This window comes from Glaciecola sp. XM2, assembly GCF_018595715.1.
In the GTDB taxonomy this organism is placed as follows: domain Bacteria; phylum Pseudomonadota; class Gammaproteobacteria; order Enterobacterales; family Alteromonadaceae; genus Glaciecola.
On record NZ_JAHEOJ010000025.1, the window covers coordinates 26,345 to 48,006 of the forward strand.

Sequence of the window (21,662 nt, forward strand, 5' to 3'; positions counted from 1 at the left end):
CAGCAGCGCCAAAAACAGGGAAACAAGCACCGTTTTGGTGCAAATGGTCCAATATAGGGATTGTTACATAACGGGTAAGCTTGGTTATCTACCAATCAAAGATTCGTTCTAACCATGAGCGCTTTTTCTTAGGCGGTGGCTTAGTGGCATTTTCTCGCGACTGAGCGCACTGTAGGCCAGGCTCTAAGGCAGACGCAATCGCAGGTACGCTCATGACATTAGCGCATCCAGGCTGCATGTTTGCGCCGCTGAGCTGATCAAAATGCGCGATGGTTAAGGTGCTAGGAAAGCGCCGAGACAATGATTTAGGTTTGTTTTGCTTTTGAAAATCGATAAAAATTTGCAGCGCGCCACTGGCACCAGACATATTGACCGGCGAGTTGTCATCATTACCGACCCAAACGCTAGTAACTAAATTACGGTCAAAACCAGCAAACCAACTGTCTCGATAATCATCTGTAGTGCCGGTTTTTCCTGCCATATTAATCGTCTTGAAGGTTTCACCAACTGCTTTTGCTGTGCCTTCTTGAGTCACTTTGTGTAGCGCATAGTTGAGGATATAGCTAGCGTCTTCATCGGCCCGGCGCTGCGAGACATCCTCGCGCTTCCATAATAATTGATCATCATGCGTGGTAACTGCACTTAGTGCGTGCAAGGGCTTTAATACGCCGTTGTTACTCATTACTTGATAAATTTGATTTACCTCCAAGACAGACATTTCAACGGCGCCAAGTGAAACCGATGGCAATGGCTCTACCGACTTGTTGTAACCAAGACGTTGTAAGGTAGCTACAACCACGTCAAAGCCCATTTCATCTGCTAACACCACGCTAGGCACATTGTACGATTGCGTCAGCGCTTCAAGCAGCGACACTTCGCCTCGAAAGGTTTTATCTGCATTTTGTGGTCGCCACTTTTGCCCTTCTTTATCGTCAAATTCAATGGGGCTGTCTGCTAAACGTGTGCCTAAATTATAGGTAAATGGATCTTCTAGTGCCGCAAGATACACCACCGGCTTTATTAAAGAACCAATGGGCCGATAGGCATTTAACGCCCGATTAAACCCTGCAAACTCTGGGCGCTTACCACCCACCATCGCACGAATCTCGCCGGTGGCGATATCACTCACAACCATCGCGGCTTCTAAATCAGGCAGCCCTCTGGCGATTGCTTTAGCTTGAACTTGCTCCACCAACGCCTTCTCGGCCCGCAGCTGAGCATTCACATCAAGCGTGGTAAATACTTTTACACCCGACAATCGCGTGGACACTTCAGGCACAACGTTATACAACTCATCTGACACCTTATCCATGAAGGCTGGATGTTCACCGGAGGCGAGAGACGGGCTTGACGACGTCACCAGCGGTTGCGCCAATGCACTGCGATACTCGTCTGAGGTTAGATATTGTTGATCAAATAAAATGCGTAACACAAGATCTCGGCGCTCGGTGCTTCGCTGTTTATGACGAATCGGATGGTAAAAACTGGGCCCCTTAACCATGCCTACTAACGTCGCGATTTCCACTAGTTCAAGTTCTTGAAGCGGCTTATTAAAATAAAAATGGCTAGCCAAACCAAACCCATGCACGGCAACCGCACCGTTTTGGCCCAAAAAGACTTCGTTTAAATACGCATTGAGTATTTCATCTTTGCTGTAGCGAGCATCTATTACCAATGCCATGGCTGCTTCTTTGAGCTTACGCGTATAGGTTTGCTCTCGCGTCAAGTAAAGGTTCTTTGCTAATTGCTGAGTAAGAGTGCTCCCGCCTTGGACTGTGCGCCCAGCCGAGATATTGGCCATCAATGCCCTAATAATAGATAGCGGGGCAATACCGTGATGCTGGTAAAAATCTTTATCTTCGACCTCTATCAGAGCAATTTTTAATAACTCAGGAATGTCTTCATATTGCATCAACATGCGATCTTCAGATAATCCACCCACTAGGCGAGAAATTAACCAAGGTTCAAGCATTACGCTTCGTGCTTGTTGCTGTGTGTCGAGTAATTCAAGGGAGGAAATACGCGCATCAGACCAGCGCACATCGAGCACGCGCTCTGGTGCCTGCATGTCGGCGTACTCAAACGCCCTTCTAAATACGGTTAATCGGTCTTTGCCTAGACTAAACTCGCCGACATTCTGTGCATCAGCAACTTGTCTATACCCAAGCAAGGCTAATTCATCTTGCACTTCGCTAGGGGTAATTTCTTGATTTAACGTTAACACAAGTGGCCGTGCATAGATTTGCGCAGGCACTTCCCACTTGTTGCCAGAGAAATGCTCTTTGACCTGTGCATCAATATAAATTAGGTAGCTTATCAGTACCGCCAAGATCACTAAGCTGAGTTTAACGAAATGACGCTTAATCCACCTAAATGGCGCAAATAATACAGCACGTATCTTCAAAATATTTTTAAACCTTTTGCCGGCATTGCATTCGCCTTATTTATTATTGATACCTTAGTCGATAAGACTAGACAATGGTGTGGCACTTCCTTAGTCTGAAAGTTCAACACATGCATATTAGAGGCTACCGATGAAAGTGACCGTCAATATTGAACTTTCCCCTGCTGAAGCACGCGAAATGTTTGGCTTACCTGATTTTAGCGATATCCATCAGTCATTAACAGAAGACTTATTAAATAAATGCCAACAAGATCCTCAATCTGCATTTGAAACGTTCATCAAGCCTTCATTAGAAACCGGAATGTCTGGCTTTACAGCGTATCAGAATATGATGGCGAATTTTATGCAAGGGCAAATGCAGCCTCAAAAATCCAAAGAATAAGCTATACAAACTGTGTGCAATAGCACCAAAGGACATATCATGGGAAGTGATGAAACCGAAGTACTCCATTATTTAGAAAAATACGCGACCGTATTCAATTCGATGGCGCAAGATATTTTGCATCGCTCTGGAGGTGACGGCGCAGCGAGTTACCCGAACCCTTTTAATCAAGAACGCTTAAATGAACTATTGTCGGGTGAAACCAAGATTGATGCAAACAAGCTGATGCAACATCAATTCTCTTACCTGCAAAAGCAATCTGAGCTATGGCAAGAAGCCAGCAGAGTAATGATGGGCGAAACCATCGAAAGCGCAGCCCCTAAAGGTAAAAAAGATAAGCGCTTTTCGCATCAACAGTGGGATGAGAACCCCATTTATCGATATATCAAAGAGTCGTACTTGATTAACGCAGAAATGCTTACCAATACCATCGACTCTATTGAGTTTGCTGATCCACGTCATAAAGACCAAGCGAAGTTTTTTACGCGTCAGTATGTAAACTCACTATCTCCTACAAATTTTGTGTTAACCAATCCCGATGTATGCGAAGAAATCTTGGCTACAAAAGGCGAGTCGCTTATTAAAGGCATGCAAGCCTATTTAGAAGATTTAGAAGAAAGCCCGCTTGAAGCATTTAAAATGCGTCAGACCGATGCCAGCGCGTTTACATTAGGGGAAAACTTGGCCTACACGCCTGGAGAAGTGGTGTATCGCAATGAACTCATTGAGCTGATTCATTATGCGCCAACAGGCAAGACACAACACAGTATTCCCGCACTTGTGGTGCCTCCATTTATTAACAAGTTTTATGTCATGGACTTGGAGGAGAAAAAATCGCTAGCGAAGGGCTTGCTCGACAGCGGCTATAACGTATTTATGATCTCTTGGGTCAATGCAGACTCTGAGTTAGGCGATAACGACCTATTCGATTATATGCGCAAAGGACCACTTGCAGCGATTGAAGCGGTCAAACAAATTACCGAACAAGACAAAGTCAATTTAACTGGGTTTTGTGTAGGCGGCACTCTGTCTGCCATGACCACCGCGTATCTTCGTGGCATTGGTGATGAGAGCATTGGCTCACTGACTCTACTGACGACATTGCTAGACTTTTCACAGCCTGGTGAAGTGGGTAACTACTTTTCTGAAGATATGTTGCCAATGATAGAACAAAACGCCGAAATTAAAGGAGTGTTTGATGGTCGCATCATTGCAATGAGCTTTAGTTTATTGCGTGAAAACTCACTGTTTTGGTCATTTTTCATCGACAATTACCTAAAGGGTAAAGACCCAGCGCCATTTGATATCTTATATTGGAACAGCGATTCAACCAATATTCCCGCAGCGTGCTTTAAACAATACCTGCGTCTGACCTACTGGGAAAATAAACTGAAAAACCCAGGAGAAATTGTTATTGATGGTGTGCCAATCGATTTAGGCAACATTGATGTGCCTACCTACTTCCTTACCACTGTCGCTGACCATATCGTATTATGGAAAAGCGCCTATGAGGGCACAAAGCTAGTCTCAGGAGATACTCGTTTTGTATTAGCAGGCTCAGGACATATTGCGGGTGTTATCAATCCAACCAATGGTGGTAAATATCCCCATTGGACAAACGATACGCTAGAAGAGACACCTGAAAAATGGTTTGAAGGCGTTACCGAACAAGCAGGTTCGTGGTGGCAAGATTGGCACAAATGGCTCAAGCCACACTCTGGTAAGCGCAAAGCTATGCCGGCCCCGGGCAGTCATGAAGACTTCCCAAGTTTAGGCGCTGCGCCAGGAAGCTATGTACTTAAACGTTTAGAATGATATGATGACCAACTAGGCAGTATTGTGCAGCGGCGCCGCGCGTTGAAGCAATACTGCCTAGTCAATTAACGCATAGTTAACGCATAGACTAAGGCCGCTGCCAAACATGATCCTAATAAAGAAGTACCCCAACCGTCGCCTGTACGACACCACAAAAAGCCAATACGTCAATCTCGAATTTATAAAAACACTTATCAATGAGCGTGACGAGTTTAAAATCATTGATTCAAAATCTGAAGCCGACATTACCAAAAGCGTTCTGCTGCAAATTATTAGCGAATCTGAAACAGACGAAACCCAGTCGCTGTTAACCGATGTATTGTTAAAGCAGTTGATTCGTTTTTACGACAGTGACATGCAGGTGTTTGTGCGCCAGTATTTAGAACAGAGCATCCTACAATTTATCGATCAACAAGATAAAATGCAGGGCATGATGAAAAATATGGTAGATAATTCTCCCATCGGTTTGTTTACTAAAATGATGGAAAAAAACATGGAGGCCTGGCAGTACGACAAAAGTCGTAAAAAGTAATAAATCCATATAATTCAATGCCTTAAGCATCAGCCAGATGCTTTTCACCCTTCAACAAAGAAAAAATGTTGCACTGCAACAAAATAATCCTTGATCTTTCTTCTGTATTGGCTATTATTTGAACATCAGCGATGTTGCAGTGCAGCAAAATGTGATTTCGCACTTAATTTAAATTTCAATGAGGTCAAGATCATGTTTGGTAACTTTTCAGAGCAAATGAAAAAATCTACAAAACCAGCGAACACTCTGCTAGAAATGAATGCGAAAACCCTCGAGCTAGTTTCTAAGCAACAAACCGTATTCTTTTCTGGCGTTATGACAGACAGCGTTAAATTACTTTCTGCATTAAATGACCAAACCGAATTAAAGGATATGCTAGCTGCACAATCTGTATACGCTGAATCGGTAAGAGAGCGCTTAACCAGCGCTTCTAAAACGACTTATTCTGCACTTTCTGCAATGCGTCAAGACGTAGCAGATGTAGTAAAAACGAGCTTCGCTGATGCGACTGAAGATGCTAAAGCGGTGGTTACCGAAGCGGTTGCTAAGGTAACGCCAGCACCTGCAAAAAAAGCTACTGTTGCAAAAAAAGCGCCTGCACCTAAAAAGGCAGCGGCTACCAAAAAAGCGCCAGTAGCTAAACAAGCGCCAGTAGCTAAAACCGCAGCGCCTAAAACGGTTACGCCACAGGCTACACCGCCTGTAGTTGAGAAGCCTGTTGCTACGCCAGCGGTCGAAGTAAAAGCACCTGTTTCAAAAGCACCTGCTAAAAAAGCAGCTGCAAAGAAAACTCCAGTAGCTAAAAAAGCTACTGCAGCACCCGCGGCTACCAAAGCGCCTGCCCCTGCTAAAAAAGTAGCGGCTAAGAAAAAGGTAGCTGAACTAAGCCCTGCGGATGTTAAAGCAGATTCCACTAAAAACGATTAATTTATACCTTAACTACTTTACTTTTAATTTTGGAGAAACATCATGTTAGAACAATTCAACGAACAATTTAAAGCATCACTTAAGCCTGTTACTGAACTTGCTACATTAAACATGAGCACGTTACAAGAACTTGCTGAAAAGCAAAATGCATTATTCACTACTTTGTTATCAAGCGGTGTATCTTTTGCAGAAACTGCTGGCCAGCAAAAAGACGTAATGAGCCTTGCTGAAGCGCAAAAAGCATATCTTGAAACGCTTCAAGAGACTATCACCGAATCTGCTAAAGAAACTTACACCTTAGTGTCTGGTGCTCAGCAAAAAGCCGGTGCAATGCTTAAAGATATCAGCGAAGAAGTAACTACTAAAATGACTGCAGGTGCTAAATAAGCTTAGGCTTAGCAATGCTCTCAATGTGTACTAGTATCTCTACGTTGAGTATACTGCAATAGAAACTTCAACCATTGAGCCTTTTGGCTTGTGGTTGGAGTTTTTTTATCCGCGCCTCTTTATTTGCGCTGCTAAATCTGAAATGTGTTAAATGTATTTTAGGAGACCAAAATGAATTATCAGGCCTACGACTATCTTGCCCGCACAGGACAAGTAATGAACGAAGGATTGAGCCTAGTAAACGATATTGTTTCACACCCGGCAAACCCACTCTCTCATACATGGACAGGCAGATTAACCAAAGCAACGCTTGAAACCGCGATGCGAGTCACTCGCAGATACGACAAGCTCGGATTCAATATTGAAGAAATAGAAAGTGAAGGCAAAAAATTCAGAGTCACTGAAGAAATAGTGGTTTCAAAGCCCTTTTGTGACCTTATGCACTTTAAGCGTATCGGTCATTCCAATAAAGATAAAGTGCTTTTAGTCGCTCCCTTATCTGGTCACCATGCCACCTTATTAAAGGGTACCGTTGAAGCCCTTATTCCAGATCACGAAGTGTACATCACCGACTGGGCAGACGCCCGCGAAGTGCCACTTGAAGACGGCCCGTTTAGCTTTGATTGCTATGTTTCTTACCTGATCGAGTTTTTAAACTTTTTAGGGGAAGACACGCATTTAATTGCAATATGTCAACCTACCGTACAAGCATTAATTGCAACGGCAGTAATGGCAGAAGAAAAAAGTGTTAACACACCAAAAACGTTGACGCTCATGGCCGGTCCTTTGGATACCACGAAAAATCCAACCCGTGTGAATGAGTTTGCGCACAGTCGTCCCATGTCATGGTATAAAAATGTTGCGATCATGCAGGTACCTGTAGGCTACCCTGGGCAAGGCCGCAAAGTATATCCAGGATTTATGCAATTAGGTGGATTCATTTCGATGAATCAAAAAGCCCATATGCAAAAATATCAAAACTATTTCCAAAACTTATTGTTTGGTGAAGATGAAGATGCGGATCGCTTCCGTGCATTTTATGATGAATACATGGCAGTCTTAGATATGCCGGCAGAATTTTATCTAGAGACTATTGAGCGCATCTTTAAAAACAATGAAGTTGCCAACAAAACCATTACGTATCAAGGCAAAGTGGTAAACTTTGACGCTATCGATAATACCCCTTTGCTCACCGTTGAGGGCGCAAATGATGATATTTGTGGTTTAGGGCAAACCGAAGCCGCGCAAGACATATGCAAGAACATTCCAAAGTCGATGCGTAAACACCACGTACAAGTTGGCGCAGGACACTATGGGATTTTCAGTGGTTCGATGTATCGCAAAAATATTCGACCCATCGTGACAGAGTTTATCCATAAATATGAATAAGGGCGAAAGCCCTTTTTCTTTGCGAATTTCATTTGTGCTGGTGAACGAGTTTCGCTAATCTGGCTCTAAAGTCATATTACACAAATGGTGGCGCTACTTTGAACATAAAACATATCGGTTGGATAATTGCGCTAGCGCTTTGTTGCTTAGAAACCCAAGCGAATGAGCTGCAACTTTATATCGCCCAGCAAAAATCTCAGTTCGATGCCTGTTTAACCGAAAAAAAAGCCGAAGCGATTGCAGCGGGTGTTACCTCACAGCGCGCTGAACAAGAGTTTGCAAATATGCAGTTCATCCCGCGCGTCATTGAACTTGACCGCTCTCAACCTGAATTTGTATCGACTTTCCCCTCTTACTTTTCAAAGCGCGTCAATCAATGGCGCATTGATAAAGGCCGTGAAAAATACGCAGAGCATAAAGCATTTTTAGCAACGCTTAACGAAAAGTACACAGTGCCTAGCCACTATCTTATTTCATTTTGGGGATTAGAAACCAACTACGGCGGATACAAGGGGAATATGTCTACCCTAGATTCGCTGGCAACCTTGGCCTGTGAACCTAGACGCGCCACGTTTTTTACCCAAGAACTCTTCTTAGCTTTAAAGCTGATGGATCGTGAAGGCCTAAGTCGCTCCCAAATGCAGGGCTCATGGGCCGGTGCGATGGGGCATACTCAGTTTATGCCAACAGCCTATACCAATTATGCGATTGATGGTGATGGTGACGGCGTGGTGAATTTGTGGGAAAGTGAAAAAGACGCACTCGCGTCAGCCGCTCATTTTTTATGGAAGTTAGGTTGGACTCCTGGTCAGCGTTGGGGACGAGAAGTAAAGCTACCAAGTAATTTTGACTATGCTTTAAGCGGTGGTCAGCGCAAAACCGTGAATGAATGGGCTCAGTTAGGTGTGACAAAAGCAGATGGTGAGTCACTGGGCGATAGCGACATTATGGCAAAGCTTTTGGTCCCCGCAGGCGCATCTGGGCCTGCGTTTTTAACCTATGCTAATTTCAATACCATACTGCGTTGGAATAACTCTGAATTTTATGGCATTGCGGTGGGCCAATTGGCTAACCGTATCATTGGTCAAGACGCCATCGTTGCTCCACTGCCTGATTTACCTACTTACAGCATTGCGCAAATGGCGAGTGTACAACGTCAACTCAATGCGCTGGGTTTTGATGTAGGAGGCGCCGACGGGATTATCGGTCCAGCCACTAGGAAGGGTTTACGCGCATTTCAAACAGCCAATAATTTGATTGCCGATGGTTTTCCCTCTCAAGAGACTGTCACCCTTTTGCGCGAAAAGTCTGCGCTTTAGTTGCAATAAATAACCAAACGCATAAAAAAGGCCCTCGCGCTTGAGGGCCTCTTTAATACTGCATATATCCAAGACGTTCGCCTTAGTACATGTGTTGTCCGCCATTGATAGATAACGTTGAACCGGTAATAAAGCCAGATTCATCATCCACTAAAAACGCAACACTATTGGCAATATCTTCAGGCTTACCTAATCGGCCAACCGGAATAGTTTTGATGATTTTTGCTAATACTTCAGGTGGCACGGCGCGAACCATATCGGTGTCAACATAACCAGGGGCAATCGCGTTAACCGTAATGCCTTTGCCTGCGCCTTCTAAGGCGAGTGCTTTTGTAAACCCATGAATACCCGATTTAGCTGCAGCGTAGTTAACTTGTCCATACTGACCCGCTTGCCCGTTGACGGAGCCTACATTAATAATGCGTCCAAAGCCTCGATTGCGCATACCGTCAATCACCGCGCGACAGGTGTTGAAACATGATGCAAGGTTAGTTTGAATAACCGCGTCCCATTGCTCAAAGCTCATACGATGCATGGTACCGTCGCGTGTGATGCCAGCGTTATTCACTAACACATCAACAGGACCATAAGTGCTCTCAATAGATTGAATGGCGGCTTGAACGGCCTCAAAATCAGAAACATCGAATTTTACCGCTGGAATGCCTGTGCGCTCAGTAAATTCTTGCGCTTTTACGTCGTTACCGCCATAGTTTGCGACAACAGTGTATCCTTTGCTTTTTAGGGTTGTACAGATGGCTTCGCCTATACCGCGAGTGCCGCCCGTAACGAGTGCTACTCTGCTCATTGCTATGTATCCTTTTAAAATATGCGTTATGTGTGCTTACCCGCTCATTTATAACGTGTTGCAATGACAGTTGTAATGCGACTTTAGTAGATTGCGTTAATTTGCATCTTTAAGGTTGATATTGATCACATTTATGCCTGAAACAACATGATCGGAACGTTATCAGTTCCGCTCTCAAGGGCAATTTGCAGGTCTTGGTCAGTAAACCCTGCATTAGTCAGTGCGCTGTAGGCGATTTGTCTTGCGATTATCGTCTGGCTTTGATCACAATATGTTTCTAAGGCATTTTCGATGTATGAGTTCATGCTATCAGGTTTTAATATGAGACTATAGTCTTACTTACGCAACAAGTGTGCCTAAGTTTAGTTTGTTTTTTGTACAATTTATAAGTCTATGATTTACTAAATTTTTTGGAGTATAAATAGTGTCATCTAGTATTCGTCTCGTGATCGACTGTCCGGACCAAGTAGGCTTAGTTGCCGCTGTTTCGGCATTTCTTGCCGCCCACCACGTCAGTATTCTAGAGGCTAGCCACCATACCGACCGGCATTTGAATCGGTTTTTCATGCGCCACGAAATTGATGCAAATTCACTCTCCATAGATTTAGAGGCACTCAAAGACGCATTTTCAGTACTTGCTGAGAAATATGAAATGACATGGTCTTTAACACACTCAGCCACCAAACAACGTATGGCATTGCTTGCCAGTCACGAATCGCATTGCCTTAATGATGTATTGCACCGCTGGCATAGCGATGAACTGCACTGTGATATTCCTTGCATCATTGGCAATCATAAAAGTATGGAGCAGTATGCAAAGTGGTATCAGGTACCCTTTCATTATATTGATTTTAAAGATAAGGCTGCCGCGTTTGTGAAAATTGAAGAGCTCCTAAGGCAATATGAAATTGATTTAGTTGTCCTAGCGAGGTTTATGCAGATTGTACCGGCATCGTTATGCCGCGCCTATGCTGGGCGCATGATTAACATTCATCATAGCTTTTTACCCTCTTTTGCTGGAGCAAGACCATATCAGCAAGCCTATGATCGCGGCGTCAAACTGATTGGAGCAACCTGCCATTACGTCACATCAGATTTAGATGAAGGACCTATTATCGAACAAGAAGTCATGCGTATTAGCCACAGTGACAGTGCACAAGATATGGTAAGAAAAGGCAAGCGTTGTGAAATCAACGCGCTTGCTAATGGGATACGCTATCACTTAGAAGAGCGCGTGATCATCTGCGAGCACAAAACGGTAGTGTTCGATTAAGCCTGCGCATGCTCATGGGGTAGCACCGGCTCAAGCACCTGAAGTGTCGCCTCAACCGCTCCGCTATTTCTTTCAAGCACTTCTTTTCCTTTCATACCAGCCTCGTTTGCAAGCGCTGGTTCAGATAGCCATGTCTTCAATACCTCTGCATGCTGAGACACTGATTCACCCACAAACAGCGCGCCTTGAGTCTGTAGGTATTGAGTGATGGATGGATTATTAAATGTACTAGGGCCCATCACCATGGGTTTAGCATACAGTGCGCATTCAAGGGCATTATGCCCGCCTTTAGGCGCAATACTGCCTCCAATAAAAGCACACGAGCAGAGCTCATAGCATGCCTTCAACCAGCCCATTTTATCAATCAACACCACATCCGCTGTTTGGTCTTTATCATTGACAGCAGCAGATGCACGTTGCACAGATAAACCTGCGGCCTTTAAGATAAGGTACACATCATCAAATCTATGAGGATGTCGCGGCACAACCATCATGCAAAGGTGCTCAAATTCTTTTCGTAAGGTTTTGTACACCTCAACCATAAACTTCTCTTCACCATCATGGGTACTTGCCGCTACCAGAATTTGCGCCTTGTCATCAAAAAATCGATGGCGAAGCTCCTGTGCTTTTTGTGTATCTGCGGCGTCCGCTGTTAAATCAAATTTCATATTTTGTGTCAGCCGAAGCTGTGGCTTGTACACCCCGAGGCTCAAAAAATTATCATACGAGCTTTGGCTCTGCGCGCAGACAAAAGTAAAATGGCGAAGCGCCGGGCGCATAAATGCACGATATCGCATGTATGTTGGTAACGATTGCGAGGATAAACGCGCGTTAATTAAACAAACGGGTATTTTGCGCTGACGGCATTTTGTTAGCATATTCGGCCAAATTTCTACCTCAGTCACCAATACTAATTTAGGCGAAAGAACCTTTAAAAAGCGCCCTATCGTAAAGGGCAAATCAACAGGCAAGTAATGATGCTGAACACCGTCTTTAAAAAGGTTAAAAGCATGCACTGCTCCGGTGGTAGAGCTAGTCGTAACGGTAATGGGCAAATGAGCAAAGTGCTTTACTAAATATCGCACTAGATTTTGCGCTGCATTGACCTCCCCCACCGAGGCACAATGTACCAAAATACCATTGGGCTTTATGTTTTTTGGCATTAACGCAAAACGCTCTTTAAATCGGCGATGCGCCATGCCTGAATGTGATACTGGCAGACGTAACTTTTTTCTCATCAATGCAAATAATAAGGGCAGACTTACAAGCAACATCGCTGTGTACATGTAACGAATAGCCGTAAAAATGAATGTTGGTTTGTAGGGCTTAATCATAAATTACGTAAGAGTATGTCCATCAGCTGTTTGTGGGTAAACGGTTTTATTAAGACATCTACCATGCCCACATCATAGCAGCGCTGTATATCTTCTTGTAGAGCATGAGCAGTCGCTGCAATGATGGTGTGCTGCCTGACTTTTTCATTTTTATGATGCTTAATCTTACTTGTGGCTTGATAACCATCTAAACGCGGCATTTGACAGTCCATGATGATCATATCAAAACACTCGCCGGTGTTAAGTAACGCTAATGCTTCTAGCCCATCGTTTGCCACTTTTGTCTTTATACCGAAACTCTGTAACATTTCATGGCATACGACCTGATTGATTTCATTGTCTTCGGCAATCAGAATGCGTTTACCCTCTAAGCTATTTATATTGACCTTACTATTTTTTTGATAATGATTGGCTACATTGACAATCGCTTGTTCGACCGATTTAGAAGAATCTTCGAACGTATGCTTGAGACTCGTCATTCTCCATTTTTGGTCTACATATGTGTTAGGCTCAGCTAATAACCAATACAGGCTTTGATGTTCACGCATCACACGTTTGACCGACGGTATCAACGTATCCATCGTCCATTTTGCAGAATCGCCAAAAATAGTCACGATACGCCATTTTTGTTCGCTTTTTAAAACAGAAATAAGTGCTCGGCCAGAGTCCACAAGTTTTATATCGAGGCGATAATTTTCGGCTAGCGCTTCCCACATCTTTCGCTGGGCTACATCAGCGATTAATACAATCATCGCGGGCAATTGCAATGAGTTTAAGGCGGACTGTTCACGAGATATCGCTTGCTCAATGGGCAGTGAGAAAGCAAACTCACTGCCTTGGCCCAATTGGCTTACCACATGGATTTTACCGCCTAATAAGGTGACTAATTGCTTCGTAATGCTCAGTCCTAAGCCAGTGCCACCATATTCGCGCGAAAAGCTCGAATCCAACTGCTCAAATTCATTAAATAGCTTTGAAATATCACTGTCAGCGATTCCCACACCTGTGTCGGTAATGCTAATACTTAGACTTTCTTCATCTGGCCGAGAAACATCGACCTTAATTGAGCCTTTTTCAGTGAACTTGATCGCATTACTGCATAAATTGTTGAGTATCTGCTTGAGACGTTCCTTATCGCTTACCATTAAATCTGGCACATCACTGTCAATATTTACCGTAAAGGTAAGCCCCTTCTTTTGCGCCGCGACCTTGTGAATGTAGAGGCTTTCTTTCATCAATAATAGCAAGTCAAACGTCGTATTCTTTAAAGATTGTTTATTCGCTTCTAGCTTGCTGAAGTCAAGCACTTGATTGACCAAATACAGCAGTTCCTCGGCGCTTCGTTGGATCATTTGTGTAAACTCTATTTGCGTTTGAGACAAGGATGTTTGTTGCAATAAGTCCGACAACCCCATAATGCCGTTAATGGGTGTGCGCAGTTCATGACTCATATTAGCTAAAAATGCACTTTTCGCTCGCATCGCCTGATTGGCTTTTAGTGCCGCAAGACGCATATGGGAAATATCCTGAAACGCGCCCTTAATTTTTACCGGTTGTTCATCCACATATTCAGCATAACCCACCGCTTTTACCCATATTTCGCGTTTTTTGGCGGTAATAAATGGCAACTCCAAATCAAAGGGTTCACCCGAGGTGATACAATCCTCAACAGCTTTTATAATCAATGGCTTTGCACTTGGCGCATAAAATTCAAATGCTTCTTCTACGGTAACGTGTGTGCCTAAGGGCAGGTCGTGAATATGATAAACATGATCAGACCAGATAACCTGATTTGTTTTAATATCAAGAGAATAAAAACCGAGGTTAGCGATACGCGCGGTTGCTTCAAGAATCTCATTGTTTTCTTGCAGGCGAGTTTCTAATTCTCGTTGCGCAGTCGTATCTTTTGCATAAATCACAAAACCTTGCAAATGCTCTTGTTCAAACATCGGATGCACAATGATTTGTAGCCAATACTCTTGATTGTCGACGGTGGTGCACTGCAACTCGGCGCTGTTCATCAAACCAGAATGAAGAGCAGATGAGACTTGCTCCCATTGCTCGACATCATTTGCGTGCTGTGAAAATGTTAAGAATGACTGCCCCAATTGCAAGCCAAATTGATCTTGAAAAAAATGTTCAGCGGTCTGGTTCAACCAAGTAATGTCTGCAACTTCATTTAACAACAATACCGATTCGTTAGCATTTGTAGCCACTGTCATAAGCTGGTGGTTTTGAACGGTGCGGTCTTTAAGCTTTTGTTCAGAGTTTCGCAGTGAGTTAGACATGTCATTAAACAATTCAGACTGCGTAATGGTCGCGACTGTATAATCCTTCCCATCTAAACTTAATGGCCTAAGTGCAATACACACGTGTACAACGTGTCCTAGTTTATGTAACGCTGGAAAAACATCGCCGCTCCCCATATCCCTAGGTATCGCAGAGGCTTGAAACGACTTTATATGCTCATGGTGATGCTTACGAAACTCTTGGGGTACAAGTATGGAAATGTTTTGTTGTAGCATATATTGAGGGGAGTAGCCCAAAAGGTTCTCTATTGCAGCGTTACAAAAACGGACTTTTGCGTCTGAATCTATCACTAAAATAGCGCTCGGACAGGCGTCAAATATTTGCGTAATGTGCGAGGCTAAGTCTGTCTGGATGGACAAAATGGTATTTCCACAGCGGTTGCGTGTGCAAATACAGTAAAACAAAGGTCACCACGAGTAAAGCCTTGCGCATAAATTATCAAATTCTTAAAGAAAACCGCCAGATATACCGATATAACTTAAATGATCCATTAGTAAAAGTAGTAATGAATCCCACTTACTCGGCACGCCAACATTTATTGAACGCAATCAGGCTTATCAGTGCCAGTGATTATGCGAAGTTTAGCGACAGCGGACCGCACTCAAAGGCGGCTTTTCATGTGGGCAACGCACCAAAAGATATTCAAGAAGAAGTCACTTTCAAAGAAGCTGATTTTGTTGCCGAAATTCATCATAGTTTTGCAGATTACCAATTTTCCTTTACGGTTCACAACGCACGCTACCTTATTGTGCAAGTTAATCAATCCGCTCACGGAGAGCTTGTACAAAACGAACAGCGCCGCACTAATGTTGTACAGATGTCATCACTTGAATCCGCCGAAATCATACTCATCTGTGAAGACGCTTTCCCGCTGTGGTTACAAGTACTGAGCCAGACATCAGAGTTAGAAGTGTTGTGCCCGATACAAAGGCACTTTTTTCATCAATGTGTTGCCCTCATCGCAAGTCATAAAATCTTTGAACAATTTGATGTGCTCACCGAAGATAGTTTAACTAAGTTGAAAAGTCGTACCGCTTTGCAACGATTTATCGACGGTGACCATGAGCTTACATCCAAGCATCTTTGTATGATCCACTGCAGAGACTTTCAGACCGTTAACCGTAAATTTGGCCAAGCAAAAGGCGATAGAGTGCTCACCGAAATAGCTGACATACTCACCCGGCACACCAGAGAAGACGACCTAGCTTGTCGTTTTGGGGGAGCGTTATTTGGGATTGCGTTTAGCAATGGTGATGAAAGTGACGTGCATGCGTTAGCGAAAAAACTACAAAATGAACTCCATGCCCGCCCCTATCTGGGTAACTCTACGCGACTCACGTTTAATGTAGGGGTCGCAAGTATTGCTGAGGCAGAAGTAACCGTAGACAACACTTCAGCATCAGCCTTGCTAATACAGCGCGCTGAGCTTGCACTAAAAGCAGCACAAAGCTCAGACAAACCTAGTATTGTAAGTTGGCAAGCAGATAAGTTTGCCCAAGATGAACAAGAATTTAATTACCTAGGCGGCATCTTCACTCCCGACAACATCACTAACTACAGAAATATGCTGCTACTTTGGGATATCACCTCGATCATTGCCGACGAATACGCATTTGAACGTTTACTCGCACAGGTCACCGAGCGATTGGCGTGTACATTTGAATTTTCTCATGCGGGCATTATCACCAATGCACCAAACAGCGTGATTGAACAAAACATTGCTATATCCGAAATGGCAGAAGTTGAAATGTTACCAAGTGCTTCCTTTGACCATCAAGACGCACTTTATGAAATGGCAAACAGTGCCTTGTCTTTGAAGGAACATGTAGAGCATGAATATGATGAATATCGTTGCTTGGTAATTCCAGTGGGTTCAGACCTCAATGCCTGTTTTTATTTTGCCGGTCTTCAAACAAGTTTTCAGCTTACGCATGATTCCACCATGCTCTTTGCCGGCTTCGCTCGACAAATGGGTAAAGCGCTTAAACGCAGTCAATTAGAAGATGAATTAAATCGGCAACTAGAGCAACAAAATGCGCAGCTTGAAGCAGAACTTAAGACCTTAAAAACTGGCTTACAGTCAAGTGCTTTGGTCTATCGCTCTGAGATTATGCAAAAAGTAGCACATCAGACACAGCGGGCAGCACAAACCGACACTACCGTTTTAATCACCGGTGAAAGTGGTACCGGCAAAGAAAAGCTTATCCATGCGGTGCATGCACTTAGCCCGCGTAGCAAAGCACCATTAGTGATTGTAGACTGCGGCTCGATACCCGAATCCTTGATTGAATCTGAGCTGTTTGGACACGTTAAAGGCGCATTTACAGGAGCACAAAGCCAAAGTATTGGAAAAATTTCCGCGGCCGATGGTGGTGTACTGGTACTTGATGAAATAGGCGAGCTCCCGCTTTCAATGCAGCCAAAATTATTGCGTTTTGTACAAGAAAAAAGCTATACGCCAATAGGGGGTACAAAATCCTTAAGTGTCGACGTCAAAATTGTTGCCGTAACAAACAGAGACCTTAATCAAGAAGTACGTCTTGGCAAGTTTCGACAAGACCTTTTTTACCGGCTAAACGTGCTGCATCTGCATAGTCCAGCATTACGAAAACGCTTAGATGACTTAGAATTGTTATGCATCCATTTTTTAAGCAAATTTGCCAGTCAGTTTGAAATGCCGCGTAAACATTTAACTGCCGATACGTTAGCTCGAATGCGGCAGTATTCATGGCCAGGAAACGTCAGAGAGCTAGAAAATAAACTGATGCAAGCCAGTCTGCTTTGCCAAGGTGATCTCATCGAATACGACGACCTAAATCTGGAGGTGACGCATAAAACGCATTTGGACACGCACAATGAAAAGGCCGATAACAATGTAGTCTATCCATTTGCAACAAAAGCTGAAAGCCCCGATATGGCGACGGCTACACAAGGCAACGGCGCTGCACAAACTCGCCCTGGTGAAACATATTCCAAACCTTTGGATGAAAATACTTGGCTTACGGCCCTTACATCAAGCTTAGAAAACGTCATTGATGAATTAAGCAATACCCCTCAGCATGGCGACCCAGAAGTGGGCGTATGGATGGAAAACTGCTTGTTTCAACACGCATGCCGAAGACTAAACACAAATAAAGAGATTGCGCTGTTGTTTCAGTTACCGATAAGTACAGCTCGACGCAAAGTGCACAAAGCACAAACCTTCCAACAAGACAGAGTCCCTAGCGCTTGGCCAAATGTGATAGAACTGCTGCAACAGGTTGCTGATGGCAAAGTCGCATTACATCAGCCTCTGCAAAGCATTAAGATGGCCTTACTTAGAGTTATTTTGGCAAAACAAACCATCAATATGACGCAAGCAGCGCAGTTTGTTGGGGTGAGTGAGCCGACTTTATACAAGCTGAAACGTCAGCTATAAACAATCCGCTCTAACTACTGATGACTTTGACGTGCTTTTGTGCGATCGCGTTATCTAGATTCAACGATAGGGCATTCATTACCGTAAAGGGCACCGGTGATTCAGATTGAAGAATACCTGTCCACATATCTTTGCCACCATCTTTCGAATGATACAGCGCATTGTCGGCGATTAAATGAACCTGCTCCCAACTTAACGAATCAGGCGAGTAATGACTGAACGGGTATACTGAAAAGCCAATAGAGGACGATAAGTGCATTTTTTGTGAAAGCCCAATATCAAAACCATGTTTGGCGATATGAATGCGGATCCGCTCAGCAAGAGCTGCTACCTCTTCAATTTTGTTGACTTCACCAACAACAAGAAACTCATCACCACCCCAACGAATCACAATATCGTTAATTCTACAGACCTCTTGCAGCAAGTGGGCAACCTGCTGGATCATTTTATCGCCTGCGTCATGCCCGTAAGTATCGTTAATTGGCTTAAAGCCATCTAAATCAAACATGAGGAAGAATAATCTCGGACCTATCTCATGGTCAGCCTTACCTCTTTGAAGCGCTGCAGTAAAGTTTTCAAACACTGCTTGTGACTTTTCACCAATAACATCGAAAAGATAACGACGGTTAAACAACCCTGTCAACTGATCGGTGATGCTGGCTTTGAGTAGGTTTTCGTTGGCAAGACTGAGTTCTTCGGTGCGCTTAGTGACCTCACGTTCAAGCGCTTTGCGATACTTTATGTCGGCATTTAGCTTCCTACAATAAGCTCGATAGCCCATGTAAAGCATCAGCATAATAATGCCAATATATGCGGTATAGGCATACACTGAAAACCAAGGCGCTGGTTTTACTAAAATGTCGACACTCGCAGGCTCATAGTTCCAGACGCCGTCGCCATTAGCAGAAATGACTTCAAAGGTATACTCACCAGACGGCAGGTTTGTATAGACTGCACGAGGGATCTCTCTAGCCCCTAACCACTGCTCATTAAATCCTAATAAGCGATATTTAAACTGATTTTTCTCAGGCGCAGCAAAATGTAATCCTACAAATTCAAAACCGATCAAATAGTCGGTATATTCGAGCACTAAGCGACCCATTTCATCTAATTGAGGTGCAATCCCTCCAACTTTGTCCAGACGCTGAAAAGCCGTGATGACCGTGCTCGGTGCATGCTCGTTTATACTGACATTATTTGGATAGAAACCCGTCACTCCACTTGAACCGCCAAATAGCATTCGGCCATCTGACATCTGCAAATACGAACCTGAGTTAAATTCGTTATCTTGCAAACCCTCTGCGTAAGTAAAGTTGGTAAAACTAAGCGTTTGCGGATTTAGCTTACTCAACCCGCGGTTGGAACTCACCCATAGCTGCTTGTTATCATCTTCCAAGATCCCAAACACAACGTTACTGGGTAAACCTCGGTTTTTACCTATGCGCTCAAAAGAAATATCGGCACGGTCTCGCTTTTCTGCCGTTAGCAGATTGATTCCGCCGCCATGTGTGCCTACCCAGATATTGTTGTGTGTATCTTCGTGGATAGTCCACACTAAATTAGCACTCAAACTGTTCTCGCTTTGAGCGTCAGTCTGAATTCTAAACGCTGACTCAGTAGCAGGGTTAAACACCGAGATACCGCCGTCCCACGTACCCAACCAAAGCTGACCGTCACGTGTTTCAGTTATAGACATAATGCGATTTGAAGAAAGCGTATAAATATCATCAGGGTCGGTTAAATATGTGGTGAAATCGTCTTGTGCACGATTGTAGCGACTCAACCCGCCCCCATAAGTCGCTATCCAAACCGTCTCTTGTGCATCAATATAAATGGCGGTAATGCCGTTTGAGCGTAGACTTCGCTCATCCAGTTCGTCGTTTGCCGTACGACGATATTGTACATATGTGTCGTCAAGCATATTGTATTTAATTAGGCCTGCAGTCGACGTTCCTAGCCATACCTCTGATTCGTTTAACGCCGCAGAAGACATCACCGTATAATTGCTTGCCGTTTCTGGCGTCGAACCCGGGACGACAATAGCTTTAATTTCGCCGCTTACTACATCCACGCGATCTAAACCCTGTAGGTTACTAACAAGCGCAGTCGTCTCATTTAGCTGACTGATGCCAGTGATGACATTGCCGGTCAAACTTCTACCTTCAGTGCCCGACACCCGGTAATGATCAAACTGTGTTGTTGCTTTGTTCCAACGATTAAGTCCTTTGAATGTGCCAACCCAGAGCACGTTAGAGCGGTCATGAAAAAGTGCAGAAACGCTTGAATCAGATAATGAATTTCTATCTTTTGCGCTATGGACCATTTTGTTAATGCTACCATCGCCCGTAAGGTAAGTAAGACCTTGCGGCGAACCAAACCACAACACGCCATCAGTATCTTGAATAATATCGGAAGACGTCACCGACTCCATACCTGGTAACATCGTCAAACTTTGGGCAGCGTTTTCAGGCTTATCCTGCGTTAAATCGAGGGTATAGGTGCCTAGATTTATCGTACCAATCCATAGCTTTTGAGTATCATCAATGTACAGCGAGCGGATCTCGCCAATCTTCAGTTCATTAGCACTTGGGAAAGTCGAGACAATGCGCGAAAAGCTTTCGTTTGTTGGTTCAAACCGATACAAACCATGCTCGTTACTGCCGAGCCAAAGCCCACCAGAAATATCTTCAGTGATCGCAAAAATGTCTACGCTCTTGCCGTCTTCGCCATTTAAGTTATAAGGTTTAAAGCGCTGCTCATTTGGTAAGTACTTATTGAGCCCTTTTCTCGTGGTCGCCCACAAGTCTCCCCTACTGTCTACCCAAACTTTGCGTACGATCCTATCGTTGATGCTGCTGTCTTGTCCGTCAGCCTTGAAATTGGTAAATGAATCTAGGGCTGCATCATACTTACTTAATCCGTCTCTTGTCCCAACCCAGATATTACCGTGACGGTCTTCAGTTATTGAGTTAACCCAAGAAAAGGCAAGGCTATTTTCGTCCTCAAAAGAAGGTGTGAATTGCAGAAAGTTGCGGCCATCAAATCGGTTTAATCCCTCTTGCGTACCCAACCAAATGAAACCATTGGAGTCTTGAAAGATTGCCGTAATCGATTGCTGAGACAAGCCCTGCTCTACAAAATAATGCTCAAAGCGTACATTGTCGATAGAAGCATGCGCCACGCTCACAAAAATCGCCATGGCGATAAACACTGCCGCTGCCTTGCGTATAGCATTGTCTGCAATTTTCATGATGCTTAATGATAATGTTTGCATGATGAGTTCATAATATCCGGGTTATGTAAAGATGTCGGCCTGCATGGGCTTTCCTTTAAAATAGCCGTCATAAGACGGCTATTTATATCGCAA

The 21,662-nt window shown here is 43.9% G+C and carries 15 protein-coding genes; 9 read left to right on the top strand and 6 right to left on the bottom strand.

Annotation, left to right across the window (positions count from 1 at the left end):
* Positions 1-88: 88 nt before the first annotated feature.
* Positions 89-2,404: a penicillin-binding protein 1B gene (gene mrcB, locus KJ365_RS12150; protein ID WP_214451941.1), complete on the bottom strand. Its 2,316-nt coding sequence runs from the start codon at positions 2,402-2,404 to the stop codon at positions 89-91.
* A 130-nt stretch (positions 2,405-2,534) separates the two neighbouring features.
* Between mrcB and KJ365_RS12155 the strand changes: the two genes are divergently transcribed.
* The 7 genes from KJ365_RS12155 (at position 2,535) to KJ365_RS12185 (ending at position 9,155) form a co-directional block, all read left to right on the top strand.
* Positions 2,535-2,786 carry a DUF6489 family protein gene (locus tag KJ365_RS12155; RefSeq protein WP_214451942.1) on the top strand — a complete coding sequence of 84 codons (252 nt, stop codon included), beginning with the start codon at positions 2,535-2,537 and terminating at the stop codon, positions 2,784-2,786.
* 39 nt (positions 2,787-2,825) lie between these two features.
* Entirely contained in the window at positions 2,826-4,601 is a 1,776-nt protein-coding gene (locus KJ365_RS12160) for a PHA/PHB synthase family protein (protein ID WP_214451943.1), read from the top strand.
* A gap of 106 nt (positions 4,602-4,707) precedes the next feature.
* A complete protein-coding gene (gene phaR / locus KJ365_RS12165) occupies positions 4,708-5,133 on the top strand; it encodes a polyhydroxyalkanoate synthesis repressor PhaR (RefSeq protein ID WP_214451944.1) in 426 nt (141 codons plus the stop codon).
* 192 nt (positions 5,134-5,325) lie between these two features.
* Positions 5,326-6,060: a phasin family protein gene (locus KJ365_RS12170; RefSeq protein ID WP_214451945.1), complete on the top strand. Its 735-nt coding sequence runs from the start codon at positions 5,326-5,328 to the stop codon at positions 6,058-6,060.
* A gap of 42 nt (positions 6,061-6,102) precedes the next feature.
* A complete protein-coding gene (locus tag KJ365_RS12175) occupies positions 6,103-6,447 on the top strand; it encodes a phasin family protein (protein ID WP_214451946.1) in 345 nt (114 codons plus the stop codon).
* Between the two features lie 171 nt (positions 6,448-6,618).
* Positions 6,619-7,836, top strand: a complete 1,218-nt coding sequence (locus KJ365_RS12180) for a polyhydroxyalkanoate depolymerase (RefSeq protein WP_214451947.1) — start codon at positions 6,619-6,621, stop codon at positions 7,834-7,836.
* A 98-nt stretch (positions 7,837-7,934) separates the two neighbouring features.
* The gene (locus KJ365_RS12185) at positions 7,935-9,155 is read left to right on the top strand and encodes a lytic murein transglycosylase (RefSeq protein ID WP_250884205.1); all 1,221 of its coding nucleotides are present in this window, start codon (positions 7,935-7,937) and stop codon (positions 9,153-9,155) included.
* An 82-nt stretch (positions 9,156-9,237) separates the two neighbouring features.
* On the opposite strand, the gene phbB is transcribed toward KJ365_RS12185, so the two are convergent.
* Both phbB and KJ365_RS12195 read right to left on the bottom strand, forming a co-directional pair.
* Complete coding sequence (gene phbB, locus KJ365_RS12190; RefSeq protein ID WP_214451948.1) at positions 9,238-9,960, bottom strand: acetoacetyl-CoA reductase; 723 nt, start codon at positions 9,958-9,960, stop codon at positions 9,238-9,240.
* 131 nt (positions 9,961-10,091) lie between these two features.
* Entirely contained in the window at positions 10,092-10,265 is a 174-nt protein-coding gene (locus tag KJ365_RS12195) for a hypothetical protein (protein ID WP_214451949.1), read from the bottom strand.
* Between the two features lie 119 nt (positions 10,266-10,384).
* Between KJ365_RS12195 and purU the strand changes: the two genes are divergently transcribed.
* The gene (gene purU / locus KJ365_RS12200) at positions 10,385-11,233 is read left to right on the top strand and encodes a formyltetrahydrofolate deformylase (RefSeq protein ID WP_214451950.1); all 849 of its coding nucleotides are present in this window, start codon (positions 10,385-10,387) and stop codon (positions 11,231-11,233) included.
* Here purU and KJ365_RS12205 read toward each other — a convergent pair.
* Positions 11,230-12,567, bottom strand: coding sequence for a 3-deoxy-D-manno-octulosonic acid transferase (locus KJ365_RS12205; RefSeq protein ID WP_214451951.1), 1,338 nt, complete (start codon positions 12,565-12,567; stop codon positions 11,230-11,232). The two genes, purU and KJ365_RS12205, sit on opposite strands and share 4 nt — an antisense overlap.
* On the bottom strand, positions 12,564-15,236 hold the full coding sequence (locus KJ365_RS12210; protein ID WP_214451952.1) for an ATP-binding protein: 2,673 nt from the start codon (positions 15,234-15,236) through the stop codon (positions 12,564-12,566). The genes KJ365_RS12205 and KJ365_RS12210 overlap by 4 nt, the downstream gene beginning before the upstream one ends.
* A 146-nt stretch (positions 15,237-15,382) precedes the next feature.
* Here KJ365_RS12210 and KJ365_RS12215 point away from each other — a divergent pair, with 146 nt between their 5' ends.
* The gene (locus tag KJ365_RS12215) at positions 15,383-18,295 is read left to right on the top strand and encodes a sigma 54-interacting transcriptional regulator (RefSeq protein ID WP_214451953.1); all 2,913 of its coding nucleotides are present in this window, start codon (positions 15,383-15,385) and stop codon (positions 18,293-18,295) included.
* Positions 18,296-18,305: 10 nt separating this feature from the next.
* Here the strand turns inward: KJ365_RS12215 and KJ365_RS12220 are convergent, their stop codons facing one another.
* Positions 18,306-21,569, bottom strand: coding sequence for a ligand-binding sensor domain-containing diguanylate cyclase (locus KJ365_RS12220; protein ID WP_214451954.1), 3,264 nt, complete (start codon positions 21,567-21,569; stop codon positions 18,306-18,308).
* Between the last annotated feature and the right edge of the window lie 93 nt (positions 21,570-21,662).

Excerpts from the sequence above, each read along its gene's own strand:
- KJ365_RS12155 (WP_214451942.1), top strand. The coding sequence starts at position 2,535 with ATGAAAGTGACCGTCAATATTGAACTTTCCCCTGCTGAAGCACGCGAA.
- KJ365_RS12160 (WP_214451943.1), top strand. The coding sequence starts at position 2,826 with ATGGGAAGTGATGAAACCGAAGTACTCCATTATTTAGAAAAATACGCG.
- phaR (WP_214451944.1), top strand. The coding sequence starts at position 4,708 with ATGATCCTAATAAAGAAGTACCCCAACCGTCGCCTGTACGACACCACA.
- KJ365_RS12170 (WP_214451945.1), top strand. The coding sequence starts at position 5,326 with ATGTTTGGTAACTTTTCAGAGCAAATGAAAAAATCTACAAAACCAGCG.
- KJ365_RS12175 (WP_214451946.1), top strand. The coding sequence starts at position 6,103 with ATGTTAGAACAATTCAACGAACAATTTAAAGCATCACTTAAGCCTGTT.
- KJ365_RS12180 (WP_214451947.1), top strand. The coding sequence starts at position 6,619 with ATGAATTATCAGGCCTACGACTATCTTGCCCGCACAGGACAAGTAATG.
- phbB (WP_214451948.1), bottom strand. The coding sequence starts at position 9,960 with ATGAGCAGAGTAGCACTCGTTACGGGCGGCACTCGCGGTATAGGCGAA.
- KJ365_RS12195 (WP_214451949.1), bottom strand. The coding sequence starts at position 10,265 with ATGAACTCATACATCGAAAATGCCTTAGAAACATATTGTGATCAAAGC.
- KJ365_RS12205 (WP_214451951.1), bottom strand. The coding sequence starts at position 12,567 with ATGATTAAGCCCTACAAACCAACATTCATTTTTACGGCTATTCGTTAC.
- KJ365_RS12215 (WP_214451953.1), top strand. The coding sequence starts at position 15,383 with ATGAATCCCACTTACTCGGCACGCCAACATTTATTGAACGCAATCAGG.
- KJ365_RS12220 (WP_214451954.1), bottom strand. The coding sequence starts at position 21,569 with ATGCAAACATTATCATTAAGCATCATGAAAATTGCAGACAATGCTATA.